Below are 16305 nucleotides of genomic sequence, written 5' to 3' on the forward strand. Positions count from 1 at the left end.
AGATTTCCCGCCCGTTTGTGAGCGGGTTCCGCAGGTTTTCCTGGCAGTGGGCGGGGGAGGGAGCAGGCGTGCCCAAGGTGTCCTCGGTGGTCGTCCCGTATCCGACCTATCTCCGCGTGTACGAGCCGCTGGCCGCCTTCCCGGAGCCGGAGCGCAGCCACTGGGCGCGCTACGCCCGCCGCCCCGACCGCCCCTCGTACCAGGACGAACTGCGCCGCTCCCTGGCCGACTTGCTGCCCACCCCGCCGATGGCGGTGCCGGTGCACGAGAGCAGCGACGCCTTCGTGCTGGACGTGGACGGCGTGGTCTGCGTCTGCCCCTGGCGGACCCGGCTGCGCGGCTGGCAGGCGCTGGCGGAGCTGGGCGAGGAGCTGCCGAAGCCGGTGCTGGACGCGGTGCTGCCGGAGGTCGTGAGGCTCCAGGCCGCCAAGGACTACGAGCGCTGGCTGATCCGGAACCCGGACGCCCGCCCCTGGATCCGCTCCTCGACCTGGCAGGTGCCGCTGCACTGGTTCGTGCTGGTCGGCGACGAGGAGCGGTCCTTCGACAAGGGGTCGGGGGAGATCCCGGCGATGCTGCGCTACCGGACGCCGATGGTGCAGGCGCGGCGGCGGGTGGCGCGGGCCCTTCGGACGCTGAAGGACACCCTCGACGAGGGGCCGCTCATCGACGGCCTGGTGGATGTGGGGCGTTGGCTGGAGGAGTTCCACCCGCGCTCGCTGGTCGAGCTGGACTACGGCGGCCTCGTGCACGCGCTGCCGGCCGGCGAGCTGGAGGACGACCACTCGGCGGCGGACGTGGCCGAGGGCATCGAGGCGCTGCGGCAGGGCGACGGGGCGGCCGCGGGGGAGGCGTACGGGCGTCTCGTGGAGCGCTGGCGGTCGGTCAGGGACCGGCGTTCGGCGAACTGAGTGAGGCTTAGGTCACGAACGGACGTTTGACGTGACGCTCGTTTTGGGGTTTTGTCCTCGCACTGAGTTGCCTGCGGAGCTTGAGGTTCCCCCGACATGGGACGTACGTCACGATCCGGGCTTTCATCTCAACTGAGGCTCAAGTGCGGTCAAGCGTGATGGACCGCACGTACCTGGCCCTTGCGTCTCTTCCCCCTCCTCATGCCAAAATAGGACAAGGGGCCCGGGGGAGGTTCCGCTTTGGGGGGTCTGGTGACTCCTGATCGCCCTGTGACTGATCGTCACAGTGGCGTGACTGTCCGCTATGGCATGGTCCATCGGCCTCTGTCGCCGATGAACACCTGGGGGGCAATTCCATCGGTTTGGCCGACGCGGCTGGACAGATGGTGTAGTTGTAGTGCCGAGGACAAGCCGTTCGTCCTATAACCGACTCGACTCGCGTCCGCCATTTCGGGCAACGCGGGTCAAGGTGCAGAATTTAGAGGAAAGAACCGAGAAGGTTCGGTTCTCCCGAGGAGGCCGCTCATGACCGCTCGCACCCCTGATGCCGAGCCGCTGCTGACCCCGGCTGAGGTCGCCACCATGTTCCGCGTGGACCCGAAGACGGTCACGCGGTGGGCGAAGGCCGGGAAGCTTACTTCCATCCGTACGCTCGGCGGGCACCGCCGCTACCGCGAGGCGGAGGTCCGTGCACTGCTCGCGGGCATCCCGCAGCAGCGCAGCGAGGCCTGAACCAACTGAATAACGGGCAAACCGGCAGGTCCCCCAACGTGCCGATACGTCCGTGACACCGCTTCACAAGCTCCAAGCGACGCGGGTTCCGCCCCAACGGGGCCCACGCCCAAGCTCATCCCAAGAACATCACAGGGTGCGTCGTCGATCGCGCTGGACTCCGCCGGGTCCAGCGCGATCTTTTTTGTGCGCGGACTGTGGGTTGCCACCGGGCTCTGTGAGCGGGCTTGTCGGAGTCTGGGGAGGGGTGTCGGATCTCCTGTGGACGGCCCTCCGGGCTGGTGCAATTGCACATATTAAATTGACCAGTTGTAGGTGGGGTGTAAGTACCGCGCTTTCAGAAACTCATGCGGTGACACCCGTCACATGCCAGAGTCCTTGTTGCGTCCGACTCGGGTGCGCTAGAGGAGGCACGCGTTCCACCGTCCCACGCGCGCACGGGTGTTGGGGCCGCCGATGGTCACGCGTCGGCGGGACTTTCGTCCTCCGCCGGGGCGTCGGCCCCCTCCGCGGCGGCGCGCGGCGGGGAGTCCATGGCCAGCCGCAGCAGCTGATGGCAGATCGGGCAGTGGCGGGTCAGATGGCGATAGGAGGAAGCGGCCGACAGATGCGCACGGAGCAGCGCCCGAGTCTCATGCCTGACCGAAGCCGCCATACGCCACCTCCAGGGGCCACACAGGGAAGGACCCCTGGTTTCTGGGTACCGACCGAATGTGACGCCGTCAAGACGGCGCGACGCTCCGCTGGGTGGGGCAGTGGCTGGGGCGCCGCCTGTTCCCCGTGCCCGGCGCTGCGGGTACCGCCCGGGGACTGCCGCCCCCAGACCCCCGCTTCGGCCCTGAACGGGTCTCGTCCTCAAACGCCGGACGGGCTGAATGGCGCGGACGGACACGAAGAAGGGCCGCATCCCTTGCCGGGATGCGGCCCTTGCTTCTCACTGCGGTCCTGACGGGATTTGAACCCGCGGCCTCCACCTTGACAGGGTGGCGAGCACTCCAAACTGCTCCACAGGACCAGGTTTCGCGGCGCTTATTGCTGCGTTGCGCTGCGAGAAGGACTGTACAGGAGGGGGTGCCTCCTGCGCGAACTCACCCAGTGTGCAGGGTCGGTCACGGGACGGCTGCGTCGATCGCCTTCACGATCCGCTTGTCCGAGATGGGGTACGCCGTGCCGAGCGCGTGGGCGAAATAGCTGACCCGGAGCTCCTCGATCATCCAGCGGATGTCCAGGACCGCGGCCGGCACCGGGCGGCCCTGCGGCATCTGCTCCAGGAGCCAGGCGTACTCGTCCTGCATCTCGTGGACCTTCTCCATGCGCGTCGTGTCCCGCTGCACGGCCGTCGGCATCTGCTGGAGGCGACGGTCGGCGGCGACCAGGTAGCGCATCAGGTCCGGCAGCCGGCGCAGCCCCGTCGCCGTCACGAAGCCCGGCTTCACGAGCGCGTCCAGCTGCTTGCGGACGTCCGTCAGGTTCGCGAGGAGCGCGGGGCTCCGTACGCCCTTCAGACGGCGCTCACAGGCCTGCCAGGCGGCCAGCACCTGCTGCACCTGCCCGACCGTACGCACCGTCGTGTCGACGATCTCCGCGCGGATCTTCTCGTACAGCTTCCGGTACGACTCCTCGTCCCACGCCGGCCCCCCGAAGTCGCCGATCAGCTTGTCCGCCGCCGCCATCGCGCAGTCGTCGAACAGGGCCTGGATCGTGCCGTGGGGATTGGCAGACAGGGCGAGCTTCTGGGCGTTCGTCAGGTGGTCGCTCGCGAACTTCGCCGGGTTCACCGGGATGTTGCGGAGCACCAGCCTGCGCGTGCCCTTCCACATCGCCTCCGCCTGCTCCGCCTCCGTGTCGAAGAGGCGGACCGAGACCGTGTCGCCGTCGTCCACGAGGGCCGGGTACGCCTTCACCGGCTGACCCGCCCGGCGCGTCTCGAAGACCCGCGTCAGCGTGCCGATGCTCCAGTCCGTCAGGCCCTTGCGCTCCAGCGACTCCCCGCCCTGGCGCTCGGCGGTGGCCGCCGCGGCCTGCGAGAGGGCCTTGCGCGCCTTCGGCTTCAGCTGGAGCTTCAGCGCCTCCAGATCCTTGTCCTCGGCCAGCTTGCGGCGCCGCTCGTCGACGATCCGGAAGGTGATGCGGAGGTGGTCCGGGATCTTCGACCAGTCGAAGTCCTCGGCCTCGAAGGGCACCCCGACCATGCGCTTCAGCTCACGGGCCATCGTGATCGTCAACGGCTCCTGGAGCGGGACCGCCGTGTCCAGGAAGCGCTTCGCGAAGTTCGGCGCCGGGACGTAGTTGCGGCGGATCGGCTTCGGGAGGGAGCGGATCAGCTCCGTCACGACCTCCTCGCGCAGGCCCGGGATCTGCCAGTCGAAGCCCTCCTCCGTCACCTGGTTCAGGACTTGGAGCGGGATGTGGACGGTGACACCGTCGGCGTCCGCGCCCGGCTCGAACTGGTAGGTGACCCGGAACTTCAGCTGACCCTGCCGCCAGGAGTCCGGATAGTCGGCCTTGGTGACCGCCTCCGCCGACTCCCGGATGAGCATCTCCCGCTCGAAGTCGAGGAAGTCGGGCTGCTCGTGCCGCTTGCGCTTCCACCAGGAGTCGAAGTGGGCCCCGGAGACGACGTGTTCGGGCACGCGGGCGTCGTAGAAGTCGAAGAGCGTCTCGTCGTCCACCACGATGTCCCGGCGGCGGGCGCGGTGTTCGAGTTCCTCGACCTCGCTGAGCAGCTTGCGGTTGTCGGCGTAGAACTTGTGGTGCGTACGCCAGTCGCCCTCGACGAGCGCGTTGCGAATGAAAAGCTCGCGGGACGTCTCGGGGTCGATCCGGCCGTAGTTGACCTTGCGCTGGGCGACGATCGGCACGCCGTACAGCGTGACCTTCTCGTACGCCATCACGGCCGCCTGGTCCTTCTCCCAGTGCGGTTCGGAGTACGTCCGCTTCAGCAGATGCTCGGCGAGCGGCTCGACCCACTCCGGCTCGATCTTGGCGTTGACGCGGGCCCAGAGGCGTGAAGTCTCCACCAGTTCCGCCGACATGACGAAACGGGGCTGCTTCTTGAAGAGCGACGAGCCCGGGAAGATCGCGAACTTGGCGCTGCGGGCGCCCAGATACTCGTTCTTGTTGCCGTCCTTCACGTCCTTCATCCCGATGTGGGAGAGAAGGCCGGCGAGGAGGGAGACGTGGACGGACTGCTCGGGGGCGTCGTCCTCGTTGAGATGGATGCCCATCTGCTTGGCGACGGTACGCAGTTGCGTATAGATGTCCTGCCACTCACGGATGCGCAGGAAGTTCAGGTACTCCTGCTTGCACATCCGGCGGAAGGAACTCGAACCCCGCTCCTTCTGCTGCTCGCGGACGTACCGCCACAGGTTCAGATAGGCGAGGAAGTCGCTGGTCTCGTCGCGGAAACGGGCGTGCTGCTGGTCGGCCTGGGTCTGCTTGTCGGCGGGGCGCTCACGCGGGTCCTGGATGGACAGCGCCGCCGCTATGACCATGACCTCACGGACACAGCCGTTCTTGTCGGCCTCCAGGACCATGCGGGCCAGCCGCGGGTCGACGGGCAGCTGGGCGAGCTTGCGGCCGGTTTCGGTGAGGCGCTTGCGTACGTCCTTCTCGGCCGGGTTCAGCGCGCCGAGCTCCTGGAGGAGCTGCACGCCGTCGCGGATGTTGCGGTGGTCCGGCGGGTCGATGAAGGGGAACTTCTCGATGTCGCCGAGGCCGGCCGCGGTCATCTGGAGGATGACGGAGGCGAGGTTCGTCCGCAGGATCTCCGCGTCCGTGAACTCCGGGCGGGCGTTGAAGTCGTCCTCGGAGTACAGGCGGATGCAGACACCGTCGGACGTACGTCCGCAGCGGCCCTTGCGCTGGTTGGCGCTGGCCTGCGAGATCGCCTCGATGGGGAGCCGCTGGACCTTGGTGCGGTGGCTGTAGCGGGAGATACGGGCGAAGCCCGGGTCGATGACGTACTTGATGCCCGGGACGGTGAGGGAGGTCTCGGCGACGTTCGTCGCCAGAACGATCCTGCGCCCGGTGTGCGGCTGGAAGACGCGGTGCTGCTCGGCGTGCGAGAGCCGGGCGTAGAGGGGCAGGACTTCCGTGAACCGGTAGTTCTTCTTGTTGAGCGCGTCCGCGGTGTCGCGGATCTCCCGCTCGCCGGAGAGGAAGACCAGGATGTCGCCCTTGCCCTCGCCCTGGAGCTCCTCGACGGCGTCGCAGATCGCGGTGATCTGGTCGCGGTCGGAGTCGTCCGAGTCCTCTTCCAGCAACGGCCGATAGCGCACCTCCACCGGGTACGTCCGGCCGCTGACCTCGACGATCGGGGCGTCCCCGAAGTGCCGGGAGAAACGCTCGGGGTCGATGGTCGCGGAGGTGATGACGACCTTCAGATCGGGGCGCTTCGGCAGCAACTGCGCCAGATACCCGAGCAGGAAGTCGATGTTGAGGGACCGCTCGTGGGCCTCGTCGATGATGATCGTGTCGTAGGCGCGCAGCTCGCGGTCGGTCTGGATCTCGGCGAGCAGGATGCCGTCCGTCATCAGCTTGATGAACGTGGCGTCCGGGTTCACCTGGTCGGTGAACCGCACCTTCCAGCCGACGGCCTCGCCGAGGGGGGTGTTGAGCTCCTCGGCCACGCGCTCGGCGACGGTCCGGGCGGCGATACGGCGGGGCTGCGTGTGCCCGATCATGCCGCGCACGCCACGCCCCAGCTCCATACAGATCTTCGGGATCTGGGTCGTCTTGCCGGACCCGGTCTCACCGGCCACGATCACGACCTGGTGATCACGGATGGCGTCCGCGATCTCGTCCTTCTTCTGGCTGACCGGGAGCTGCTCGGGGTAGCTGACGGCGGGCACGCGGGAGCGCCGCCCGGCCATGCGTTCCTCGGCCTTCGCGACCTCGCCCTCGATCTCGGCGAGCACGGCGGTACGGGCCTCCGGCTTGCGGATCTTGCGTGCGCCTTCGAGCCTGCGGCCGATCCGGTGCGCGTCGCGCAGGGACAGCTCGCTCAGGCGGGGGGCGAGGGCGCCGAGGCTCGGGGCGTCGGAGGCGCCGGGGGCGGGGGCGGGATGCGTAGACATACGCGATCCAGGATCTCATCCCGCCGAAATTCCTGGCGAACGCTTTTGCTCCCCCCGCCCCCCACCCCCCGTCCACCCCCCTCCGTCACCCCCCAGCCCTGCCCCTCTCACAGCCCGAGCTGATCCGTCCGTCAGTGCGAACAGTCATCCGAAACGGTGATCGATCACCGAATAGCAGAACGAACCTGCAACGAGGCCTAGATTCACTCCCGTGAAGCTAGTGATCCGCGTGAAGCTCCTGCCGACACCCCAGCAGGCAACGGCACTCCAGGCCACCCTCCGCGCCTGCAATGAAGCCGCCAACCACGCATCACGCCACGCCTTCACCACCGGAACCAAACGCAACCGCGAACTGCGCGCACAGATCTACCTCCAGATCAAAGACCGCTGGAGCCTCGGCGCCCAAGCCGCCCAGCACGTCATCAAGAAGACCTGCGACGCATACGCATCACTGGCGGGCAAGCTCAAAGCCGGAAACCTCGGCCGCCCCGGCTCCGAGCGTCACACCAAAGCCACCGGCAAACCGATCACCTTCCGCCCCTACGCAGCCCAGCCCTACGACGACCGCATGCTCTCCTGGCAGACAGAGCAGCGAACCGTGTCCATCTGGACCGTCGAAGGCCGCATGAAACGCATCCCTTACACGGGAAACGAGAACCAGCTACTCCTCCTCGCCCGCCGACGGCAAGGCGAATCCGACCTGATCCAGCACGACGGCCAGTGGTATCTGCTCGCCACCATTGACGTGCCCGAACCCCCCGAAAACCCCTCACCTCAGGGCTTCATCGGCGTCGACCTCGGCATCGAGAACATCGCCACCACCTCCACCGGCAGACGGCACAGCGGCCGACACACCACCCGAACCCGCGAGAACGACCGTCGCCTGCAACGTGACCTCGCCAAGAAGAACACTCGCTCAGCCAAGCGACGAGCAAAACGCCACGCCGGCAAGCAGGCGCGGCGCACCCGCGACATCAACCACAAGATCAGCAAGCACATCGTGGCGGAGGCACAACGCACCGGCCGCGGCATCGCCCTCGAAGACCTGAGCGGCATCCGCGAACGGGCACGGCTGAAGAAGCCCCAACGCGTCACGATCAACTCCTGGGCCTTCGCCCAACTCGGCGAGTTCATCGCCTACAAAGCCCGCAGGGCAGGCGTTCCCCTGGTCCACGTACACCCCGCGTACACCAGCCAGGAGTGCTCCCGCTGCCACCACATCGACCGGCGGAACCGGCCCAGCCAGTCCGTCTTCACCTGCAGATCCTGCGGCTTCGTTGAGCACGCGGATCTGAACGCGTCCCACGTCATCGGCCAGCGCGGCTGGTGGACCTGGGTCTGCGGGGCTGAGTCACAGGCCCCTGCCCTCACGCTCATCGCATAGGGCTGGATGCGCCGCTGCCGCCGAAGCCATCGGCGGGGGCGAGCTGCAAGCCGGGGAGCAGTGCTCTCCGGTAGCGGACGCGGACGCTCGTACCGAGCAATCTATGACACATACAACAAGGCCCCGATCCGAAGATCGGGGCCTTAGCTGTGGCTGGGGCCGGGGTCGAACCGGCGACCTATCGCTTTTCAGGCGATCGCTCGTACCAACTGAGCTACCCAGCCACGAGGTTCCAGAGAAACCTCAGCGGTCCTGACGGGATTTGAACCCGCGGCCTCCACCTTGACAGGGTGGCGAGCACTCCAAACTGCTCCACAGGACCAAGCTGTTGCGTACGACAGTGTCGCACACGGTGTTGCGTGCCCCCAACGGGATTCGAACCCGTGCTACCGCCTTGAAAGGGCGGCGTCCTAGGCCGCTAGACGATGAGGGCTATCGGCCCGCCTTGCGCCTCGCAGCGCGTCGGGGACGTGAGAAGCATATGGGATGCCGGGAGGTATCGCCAAAACGGTTTAGGGGGCGCTGCTGGAAGGGGCCGGGGAGGGCGTCGGGGAGGGGGTGGGTGTGGGGGTCGCGCCCGGCAGGTTCTCCTCCGGGAGATGGCGGCTGACCTCGGCGGTCGTCAGTCCGAGGCCGCCCAGTTTGATCGAGTCCCAGGCCTGGAGGTGCCGGGTGTCGCGGTCGAAGTAGAGGATCGAGGCCTCGATCGGGTCCGGGTACTTGCCCTCGACCGCGCGCAGCCCGCTGCCGCCGGTGGAGCCCTCGACGCGCAGCCGGGTGCCGTTGCTCATGACCTCCGTCTCCTGGTGGTGCAGATGCCCGGAGAGGACCAGCGGGACCGAGCCGTCGACCTCGCGGGCGGCGGAGGGTTCGTGGATCACGGCGACGTCGACGGGCTTTCCGGCGGTCGTCCAGTCGCGGAGTGAGGCGGCGAGGCGGGCGCCGGCCGCCTCCTGGGTCTCCTGGGCGCCGGACTTCTCGCTGCGGTCGGGCGTGAACTGGGGATCGCCGAGCCCGGCGAAGCGCAGCCCGGCGACGGTCTCGGCGCGGCCGTCGTCGAGGACGTGGACGTTCTTCATGCGTTCCAGGTAGCGCTGGGTGACCTGGGAGTCGTGGTTGCCGCGGACCCAGACGTACGGCGCCCCGAGGTCGGCGACGGGGTCGAGGAAGCCGTTCTCGGCGGCGGTGCCGTGGTCCATGGTGTCGCCGGAGTCGACGATGACGTTGACCTGGTACTGCTCCACCAGCGAGGCGATGATCTTCCAGCTCGCCGGGTTCAGGTGGATGTCGGAGACGTGCAGGACGCGGATGGTCGTGGGGTCCGGCTGGTAGGCGGGGAGCGTGGAGGTGACGTCGTACAGCTTGGTCACGTTCGTCACCAGGCGGGCCAGCTCCTGCTGGTAGACGTCGAACTCGGTGACGATGCTGCGGGCGTTGCCGACCAGGGACGGGGCCGAGGAGAGCAGGCCGGAGAACTTCGGCTGGAGGACCGAGTCGGGGTTCCAGGTGGCGTACGCCGTCCCGCCGGACGCGGCCAGCAGGGTCAGGGCGAGGCCGCCGGCGGCGAGGGCGCGGCGCGGGCGGCGGTAGACGGCGAGGCCGAGGGCGGTGGCGCCGGCGACGACGGCGACGCCGGAGCGTACGGCCAGGTCGAGGGTGCCGTGTTCGACGTCCTCGGCGACCTCGTCCTGGAGGCCGGAGAGGCGTTCGGGGTGGTCGACCAGGGCCTGGGAGCGGGCCGGGTCGAGCTGGTCGACGTTGACGTCGAGGCGGACCGGGGCGTGGTGGCTGTCCAGTTGCAGGGCGCCGAGCGGGGAGACGTTGATCTTCGTGCCGCCGGTGAGGGACGGGCGCAGGGTCATCGTGGTGTTCATGGGTCCGACGGGGGTGCGGACGTTGCCGACGATGAGCAGGCCCAGCCAGGCGCCGAGCAGCACGACCGCGACCAGGCCGAGGGCGCGGCCCCACGGGTGCGGCTGGGGCACGAGTTCGACGGCCGGGTGCGGGCGGCGGGTGCGGTAGTGCCGGGCGAGGGTGCGCGGCGAGCGGCGGACACGGATCAGGGCGTTCAGGACTGCGGCGGGGACGCGGGCCATTGGTCCCGTATGCCCAAGTGCGGGGGTGGGTATGCGGAGGGCCCCTCAAGGGCCGGGGTCAGCCCCAGCCGAGTTCGTGGAGGCGCTCGTCGTCGATGCCGAAGTGGTGGGCGATCTCGTGGACGACGGTGACGGCGACCTCGTGGACGACGTCGTCGCGGGTCTCGCAGTGGCGCAGGGTCGGGCCCATGTAGATCGAGATGCGGTCGGGGAGGACGCCCGCGTACCACTCGCCGCGTTCGGTGAGCGGGGTGCCCTCGTAGAGGCCGAGGAGTTCGGGGTCGTCCGCCGGGGGTTCGTCCTCCACGAACACCGCCACGTTGTCCATGACCCGGGTCAGCTCGGGCGGGATCTGGTCCAGGGCCTCGGCCACCAGCTCTTCGAAGGTGTCGCGCGTCATCTCCAGCACAGGGACATTGTCGGGGACGGGGGCGTGATCCGCGGGGTCGGGCGCGGTTCGGGTGCGGTCGGGCGGCGCCGGGGCCCGGCGCGTGTCCTCTTGTGGGCGGCGGGAGTTGGACAGGTTGACTCCCTCACCCGCCCTCGGAGGTGGCTGCCCGTGCGCCCCAAGTACGTACCCGTCCGTCTGGCCGCCACGGTCATGGCCGTCGCCGCTGCCGCCGGCTGCATGAGCGTCGGTGACGACGACGGGGGCAAGAGCGCCAAGCCGTCGCACTCCGCGGGGCACCGGGGCGGTGAGGCGCCGGACGGCGGGGCGGCGGTGTCGGGCGGCGGCGCCGGGTACGGGGCGGCGGGCGTCGACGGCAAGCACGGGAAGAAGGAGAAGGACAAGGGGAAGGACGGGGAGTCGGCGTCCCCCTCCGCCTCGGCGTCCGCCGCGGACGAGGCGTCCCCCTCGGTGAAGCCCAAGCCCGGGAAGCCCGACAAGCCGGGGCAGCCGACCCCGACCAAGGCGCAGCCGACGCCGACGAGGCCCGCCGATCCGGACCCGGTGACGCCGACGCCGGAGCCCCCGTCGCCGGAGCCGCCGACGCCCACGGCCGAGCCGTCGTCCTCCGCGCACCCGGGCACCGAGCCGCAGCTGGTCCAGCGGGAGCCGGCGCCGACGGCGGGATCACCGGCGTGATGTGTGACGTACGTCTAGTCCGCGGGGATTGGTTTGCCTTCGGGGGTGGAGGGTGCGTATGGTGGTAGATCGTTTGATCCCATTGCCCGGCGCCATTGCAGAGAGCGCCGTGTGGCGCGTTCTCTCCCTTGCCGTGGCTGACCGCATAGAGGCGGTCGTATTGCGAAATCACGGAGTTGACGGGCGCGTGCCGACGAGACTCCGGAAGGTTTCGCTTACGCATGTCCATTTCCAGTTCTGATCACATCGTCATGCCCGAGAACGACGAGAACGAGGCCGTCGAGGCGCTCGAGACCGTCGAGGCCGTCGAGTCGGCCGACTCGGTCGACGAGACCCCCGAGGTCACCTTCGCCGACCTCGGTCTCCCCGAGGGCGTCGTGCGCAAGCTCGCGCAGAACGGTGTGACCACCCCCTTCCCGATCCAGGCCGCGACCATCCCGGACGCCCTGGCCGGCAAGGACATCCTCGGCCGTGGCCGCACCGGCTCCGGCAAGACCCTCTCCTTCGGTCTGCCGACCCTGGCGACGCTCGCCGGCGGCCGCACCGAGAAGCACAAGCCCCGCGCGGTCATCCTCACCCCGACCCGTGAGCTCGCCATGCAGGTGGCGGACGCCCTCCAGCCGTACGGCGACGTCCTCGGCCTGAAGATGAAGGTCGTCTGCGGCGGCACGTCGATGGGCAACCAGATCTACGCCCTGGAGCGCGGCGTCGACATCCTCGTCGCCACGCCCGGCCGTCTGCGCGACATCATCAACCGCGGCGCCTGCTCGCTGGAGAACGTCCAGATCGCCGTCCTCGACGAGGCCGACCAGATGTCCGACCTGGGCTTCCTGCCCGAGGTCACCGAGCTGCTCGACCAGGTCCCGGCCGGCGGCCAGCGGATGCTGTTCTCCGCGACCATGGAGAACGAGATCTCCACGCTGGTCAAGCGCTATCTGGTCGACCCGGTCTCGCACGAGGTCGACGCCGCCCAGGGCGCGGTGACGACCATGTCGCACCACATCCTCATCGTGAAGCCCAAGGACAAGGCGCCGGTCACCGCGGCCATCGCCTCCCGCAAGGGCCGCACCATCATCTTCGTCCGCACCCAGCTGGGCGCCGACCGCGTCGCCGAGCAGCTGCGCGACTCCGGCGTGAAGGCCGACGCGCTGCACGGCGGCATGACCCAGGGCGCCCGCACCCGGACGCTGGCCGACTTCAAGGACGGGTACGTCAACGTCCTCGTCGCCACCGACGTCGCCGCCCGCGGTATCCACGTGGACGGCATCGACCTGGTCCTCAACGTGGACCCGGCCGGCGACCACAAGGACTACCTGCACCGCGCCGGCCGTACCGCTCGCGCGGGCCGCACCGGCACGGTCGTCTCCCTGTCCCTGCCGCACCAGCGCCGCCAGATCTTCCGCCTCATGGAGGACGCGGGCGTCGACGCCGGCCGGCACATCATCCAGGGCGCGGGCGCCTTCGACCCCGAGGTCGCCGAGATCACCGGCGCCCGGTCGATGACCGAGGTCCAGGCCGAGTCCGCGGGCAACGCCGCGCAGCAGGCCGAGCGTGAGGTCGCCTCCCTGACCAAGCAGCTGGAGCGGGCGCAGCGCCGTGCCGCCGAGCTGCGCGAGGAGGCCGACCGTCTCGTCGCCCGGGCCGCCCGCGACCGCGGTGAGGACCCGGAGACCGCCGTGGCCGAGGCGCAGGCGGAGGCCGTGGCCGCCGTCGAGGCCGCCGAGGTGGCCGTGCCCGAGCAGCCGGCGGCGCAGGACGTCGACCGGACCGAGAGCGCGGCGCCGTACGAGCGTCGTGAGCGTCGGGACAACGACCGGGGTGGCTTCCGTCGCGATGACCGTGGTGGGCGTTCGTTCGAGCGTCGTGACGACCGTGGTGGCTTCAACCGCGACAACCGCGACAACCGTGACCGTGGTGAGCGTGGCTTCGAGCGTCGGGACAACGACCGTGGCGGCTTCCGTCGTGACGACCGCCGTGACGACCGTGGTGGGCGTTCCTTCGAGCGCCGTGACGACCGTGGCGGCCGTGGTTTCGAGCGTCGGGACAACGACCGGGGTGGCTTCCGTCGTGACGACCGCCGCGATGACCGTGGTGGGCGTTCCTTCGAGCGCCGTGACGACCGCGGTGGCTTCAACCGCGACAACCGCGACAACCGTGACCGTGGCGAGCGTGGGTTCGAGCGTCGGGACAACGACCGTGGCGGCTTCCGTCGCGACGACCGTCCGGCCGGCCGTTCCTTCGAGCGTCGTGACGAGCGCGGTGGGCACCGTGGCAGCGACCGTCCCTTCAACCGCGACCGCCGCGACGACCGTCCGGGCTTCCGCTCCGGCGGCCACGAGCGCCCGTACGGCCGCCGTGACGACCACCGTGGCACCGGCTCCGGTTCCGGCTCGTCCTTCGGTCGCCGTGACGACAAGCCGCGCTGGAAGCGCAACGGCTGATCCCGTCTGAGAAGGGCCCGTACGACTTCGGTCGTACGGGCCCTTCGGCGTTTCGGGGCTCCTCGGAGGCGGTTTGCCGGACTCCTTGTGATTCGTGAGTGTGTTCGATTCCTGTGTGTGGGCTGTGTTAACTTCCGCGCCTCCCTAGCCAGTTGGAGGTGTCGTGGCCCCACGCCACAAGCCCACCCACGCCCGTTCCCTCTTCCTCGTGACCGGGGCGCTCGCCGCCTCCGTCGTCGTCCTGCCCGCCGCCCATGCCGACACGGCGGCCCCGGCGCCCCTCACCATCGACGCCCCCGACCGCTATCTGCCGCGCGGCCTCAACCTGGAGTCGGTGGGCGGCACGGGCGACCTCGGCCGCGTGGAGCGCGACGGCTCCGAGGACTTCACCGGATACCGCTGGACCCCCACGTCCGGCACCGCGTCGGCCATCGGCAAGGACCCGGCCGACCTCTCCGCCCAGCGCATCGGGGGCTTCGCCTCGGACGTCGTCGGTGTCTACACCCCGGCCGACCGTTCCGTGGAACTGAAGGACATGAAGGCGGGCACCTCGATCCGCTTCACGCTCCCCGAGGGACAGACGTACCAGGGCACGTACGGCGACACCGTGCTGACCGCGACCTGGACCGCGGACGGCTCCGTGGAGTCCCTGCATCTGCTGCGCCCCCGCGACGACGGGGAGCTGAAGGACACCACGGTCACCGGCAAGGACGGTGTGAAGCCGGCGTCGTACAAGGTGCTCGGCGGCGACGCCGACACCCTCGCCATCTGGGTCTCCGGCGACTCCACCGGCCAAGTGGGCCTGGTGGACACGACGACCGGCCGGATCACCGGCGTGCTCAAGGGCACGTGGGGCAGCGGGTACACGCAGGTCGCGGTCGGCGGGACGTACGTCGCCTGGTTCGACCCGGCGTACGGCGACCAGAAGGCGCACCTGCTGCGCCGCGACGCCCTCGACGGTGCCGAGACCACGGTGGACGTGGCCTCGTCGTACGACCAGCGGGCGTACATCGCGCTGGTCGGCGACTGGCTGGTCTCGCTGCGCCAGACCGAGTCGTTCCGCAACAGCGACGCCCCGAAGGACCGGGGCGAGCCGCTGCTGGCGGTGTCCCTGACCGGCGGTCAGGTCCGCACGCTGCTGCCGCACGCCCGCCTCGGCGGCACCTACGGCCTCAACCCGACGCCGGACGGCGGGGTGTTGGTCGCGGGCGGGGCGTCGGCGGGCGACTGGGGCGTGCGGAAGGTGACCGCGGCCTCCGACGGGACCCTCGCGGTGAGCACGCTGCGTTCGGTGGCGCCGAAGGCGGGCACGTACGGGGCGGTGACGCTGGCCGCCGGTGACCTGGCGACGAGCGAGCCGGACACCAACTACCTCCCGTCCCTCTACAAGCGCCACCTCGACACCGGTGTGTCGTCGGCCGGCGGGCGCAGCCTGGTCGCCCAGCCGCCGCTGAGCACCGACGGCACGGGCGGTACGGCGGGCAGCGGGGCGTTCGCGCTCGGCGACGGCGCGTTCGCCTACCCGGCGGGCGGCGGGATCGACGTCCGGTCCACCCCGGACGACGCGGTTTCGGTCGGCGTGCCGGGCGGGGGCCAGATCGTGGACGCGTCCGGGCGGTACGTCGTCTTCGGGTACGGCTACATGTCCGGGTTCGGTTCGTACCAGCAGTACGTCATCGACCGCGAGAAGCCCGGCTCCGACAAGGTCCTCCTGACCCGGCCCGCGTCGGCGGCGGCCGTCTGGGGCAGCAGCTTCTGGACGCCGGGCGCCACCAAGGGGACGGTGACGTCGACCGACCTGAAGTCCGGCGCGACCGAGAGCTTCGCGCTCGGCAAGGAGTGCACGCCGACCGACCTCCAGGCGGTGGGCCGCTGGGTCTACTGGACCTGCGCGGCCTCCGGCGACCCGGCGGGCTCCGGGGTCTGGGACCGCGAGACCGGGCACATGATCGACGTACCGGCGGACGGTGAGCTGGGCGACGGATACGTGGTCGTGCACGACGAGACGGCGGGCGAGCTCCGGCTCGTCGACTTCCACACGGGCGACGCGGTGCAGACCCGGGTCCTGGCGGCGGACCTGCCGGGGTACATGGCGCACGGCGCCTACGCCGTCGACCGCTTCGGCGGCGGCGTGGCCTGGCTCCCGGAGCGCGGGAAGCCGGGGGCGATGCGGGCGGTGGCGTCGGGCGTACCGACATCGGCGCTCACCGCGGCCGAGGCCCACGCGGAACGGTCCGCCGACCGCTGGACCGCCTCCTGGCAACTCTCCAAGCCGGCCGCACCGGGCGCGCACGTCGTCGTCAAGGACGCGTCGGGGACGACCGTGAAGACGCTGGACGCGGTGCAGCGGGGTGCGGCGCTCGAGGTGGTGTGGGACGGGGTCGACGACGGCTCGTACACCTGGGAGTTGGTGGCGGCGGCTGCTGACGGGCAGGGGGCGGAGCTGCGGTTGAACGGCGCCGTGTGAGGCGCGGAGCGCCGTGGCCCCCCGGTGCGGGCGGGCGGCGGCGCTCCGCACGGCACTTTTTGGCCATGCTGTGACGTGTGTCACGCCCCCGGTGAGGGAATTGCTGGGG

At 69.9% G+C, this 16305-nt stretch carries 10 protein-coding genes and 4 tRNA genes; 6 read left to right on the plus strand and 8 right to left on the minus strand.

Features of this window, described 5'->3' with window-relative positions; all coding sequences use genetic code 11:
- The first annotated feature begins 68 nt into the window (after positions 1-68).
- Positions 69-911 carry a hypothetical protein gene (locus tag IQ210_RS12185; protein ID WP_194078903.1) on the plus strand — a complete coding sequence of 281 codons (843 nt, stop codon included), beginning with the start codon at positions 69-71 and terminating at the stop codon, positions 909-911.
- Between the two features lie 525 nt (positions 912-1436).
- A complete protein-coding gene (gene bldC, locus IQ210_RS12190) occupies positions 1437-1643 on the plus strand; it encodes a developmental transcriptional regulator BldC (RefSeq protein ID WP_003949541.1) in 207 nt (68 codons plus the stop codon).
- 460 nt (positions 1644-2103) lie between these two features.
- Here bldC and IQ210_RS12195 read toward each other — a convergent pair whose 3' ends face one another.
- The 3 genes from IQ210_RS12195 to hrpA form a co-directional block, all read right to left on the minus strand.
- The gene (locus tag IQ210_RS12195; RefSeq protein ID WP_194078904.1) at positions 2104-2298 is read right to left on the minus strand and encodes a DUF6274 family protein; all 195 of its coding nucleotides are present in this window, start codon (positions 2296-2298) and stop codon (positions 2104-2106) included.
- Positions 2299-2583: 285 nt separating this feature from the next.
- Positions 2584-2658 (minus strand) — tRNA-Asp (locus IQ210_RS12200).
- A 94-nt stretch (positions 2659-2752) separates the two neighbouring features.
- The gene (hrpA, locus tag IQ210_RS12205; protein WP_194078905.1) at positions 2753-6721 is read right to left on the minus strand and encodes an ATP-dependent RNA helicase HrpA; all 3969 of its coding nucleotides are present in this window, start codon (positions 6719-6721) and stop codon (positions 2753-2755) included.
- 211 nt (positions 6722-6932) lie between these two features.
- Here hrpA and IQ210_RS12210 point away from each other — a divergent pair, with 211 nt between their 5' ends.
- Positions 6933-8105: an RNA-guided endonuclease InsQ/TnpB family protein gene (locus IQ210_RS12210; protein WP_194078906.1), complete on the plus strand. Its 1173-nt coding sequence runs from the start codon at positions 6933-6935 to the stop codon at positions 8103-8105.
- Between the two features lie 150 nt (positions 8106-8255).
- Here the strand turns inward: IQ210_RS12210 and IQ210_RS12215 are convergent.
- The 5 genes from IQ210_RS12215 to IQ210_RS12235 all read right to left on the minus strand — a co-directional run bounded on the left by IQ210_RS12215 (position 8256) and on the right by IQ210_RS12235 (position 10610).
- Positions 8256-8329, minus strand: a tRNA-Phe gene (locus IQ210_RS12215).
- Between the two features lie 23 nt (positions 8330-8352).
- Positions 8353-8427, minus strand: a tRNA-Asp gene (locus IQ210_RS12220).
- A gap of 38 nt (positions 8428-8465) precedes the next feature.
- Positions 8466-8538, minus strand: a tRNA-Glu gene (locus tag IQ210_RS12225).
- Between the two features lie 79 nt (positions 8539-8617).
- Positions 8618-10201 carry a metallophosphoesterase family protein gene (locus IQ210_RS12230; protein ID WP_194078907.1) on the minus strand — a complete coding sequence of 528 codons (1584 nt, stop codon included), beginning with the start codon at positions 10199-10201 and terminating at the stop codon, positions 8618-8620.
- 58 nt (positions 10202-10259) lie between these two features.
- Positions 10260-10610, minus strand: a complete 351-nt coding sequence (locus IQ210_RS12235; protein ID WP_194078908.1) for a metallopeptidase family protein — start codon at positions 10608-10610, stop codon at positions 10260-10262.
- Positions 10611-10760: 150 nt separating this feature from the next.
- On the opposite strand from IQ210_RS12235, the gene IQ210_RS12240 reads away from it, so the two are divergent.
- The 3 genes from IQ210_RS12240 (at position 10761) to IQ210_RS12250 (ending at position 16196) form a co-directional block, all read left to right on the plus strand.
- Positions 10761-11288, plus strand: coding sequence for a hypothetical protein (locus IQ210_RS12240; protein WP_194078909.1), 528 nt, complete (start codon positions 10761-10763; stop codon positions 11286-11288).
- A gap of 221 nt (positions 11289-11509) precedes the next feature.
- Positions 11510-13729 (plus strand): DEAD/DEAH box helicase, encoded by a 2220-nt coding sequence (locus IQ210_RS12245; RefSeq protein ID WP_194078910.1) that lies wholly within the window; start codon positions 11510-11512, stop codon positions 13727-13729.
- Between the two features lie 163 nt (positions 13730-13892).
- The gene (locus IQ210_RS12250; RefSeq protein ID WP_194078911.1) at positions 13893-16196 is read left to right on the plus strand and encodes a flagellar hook assembly protein FlgD; all 2304 of its coding nucleotides are present in this window, start codon (positions 13893-13895) and stop codon (positions 16194-16196) included.
- The last annotated feature ends 109 nt before the right edge of the window (positions 16197-16305 follow it).

Origin of the sequence: Streptomyces justiciae (assembly GCF_015163075.1) — a bacterium.
GTDB lineage: Bacteria > Actinomycetota > Actinomycetes > Streptomycetales > Streptomycetaceae > Streptomyces > Streptomyces justiciae.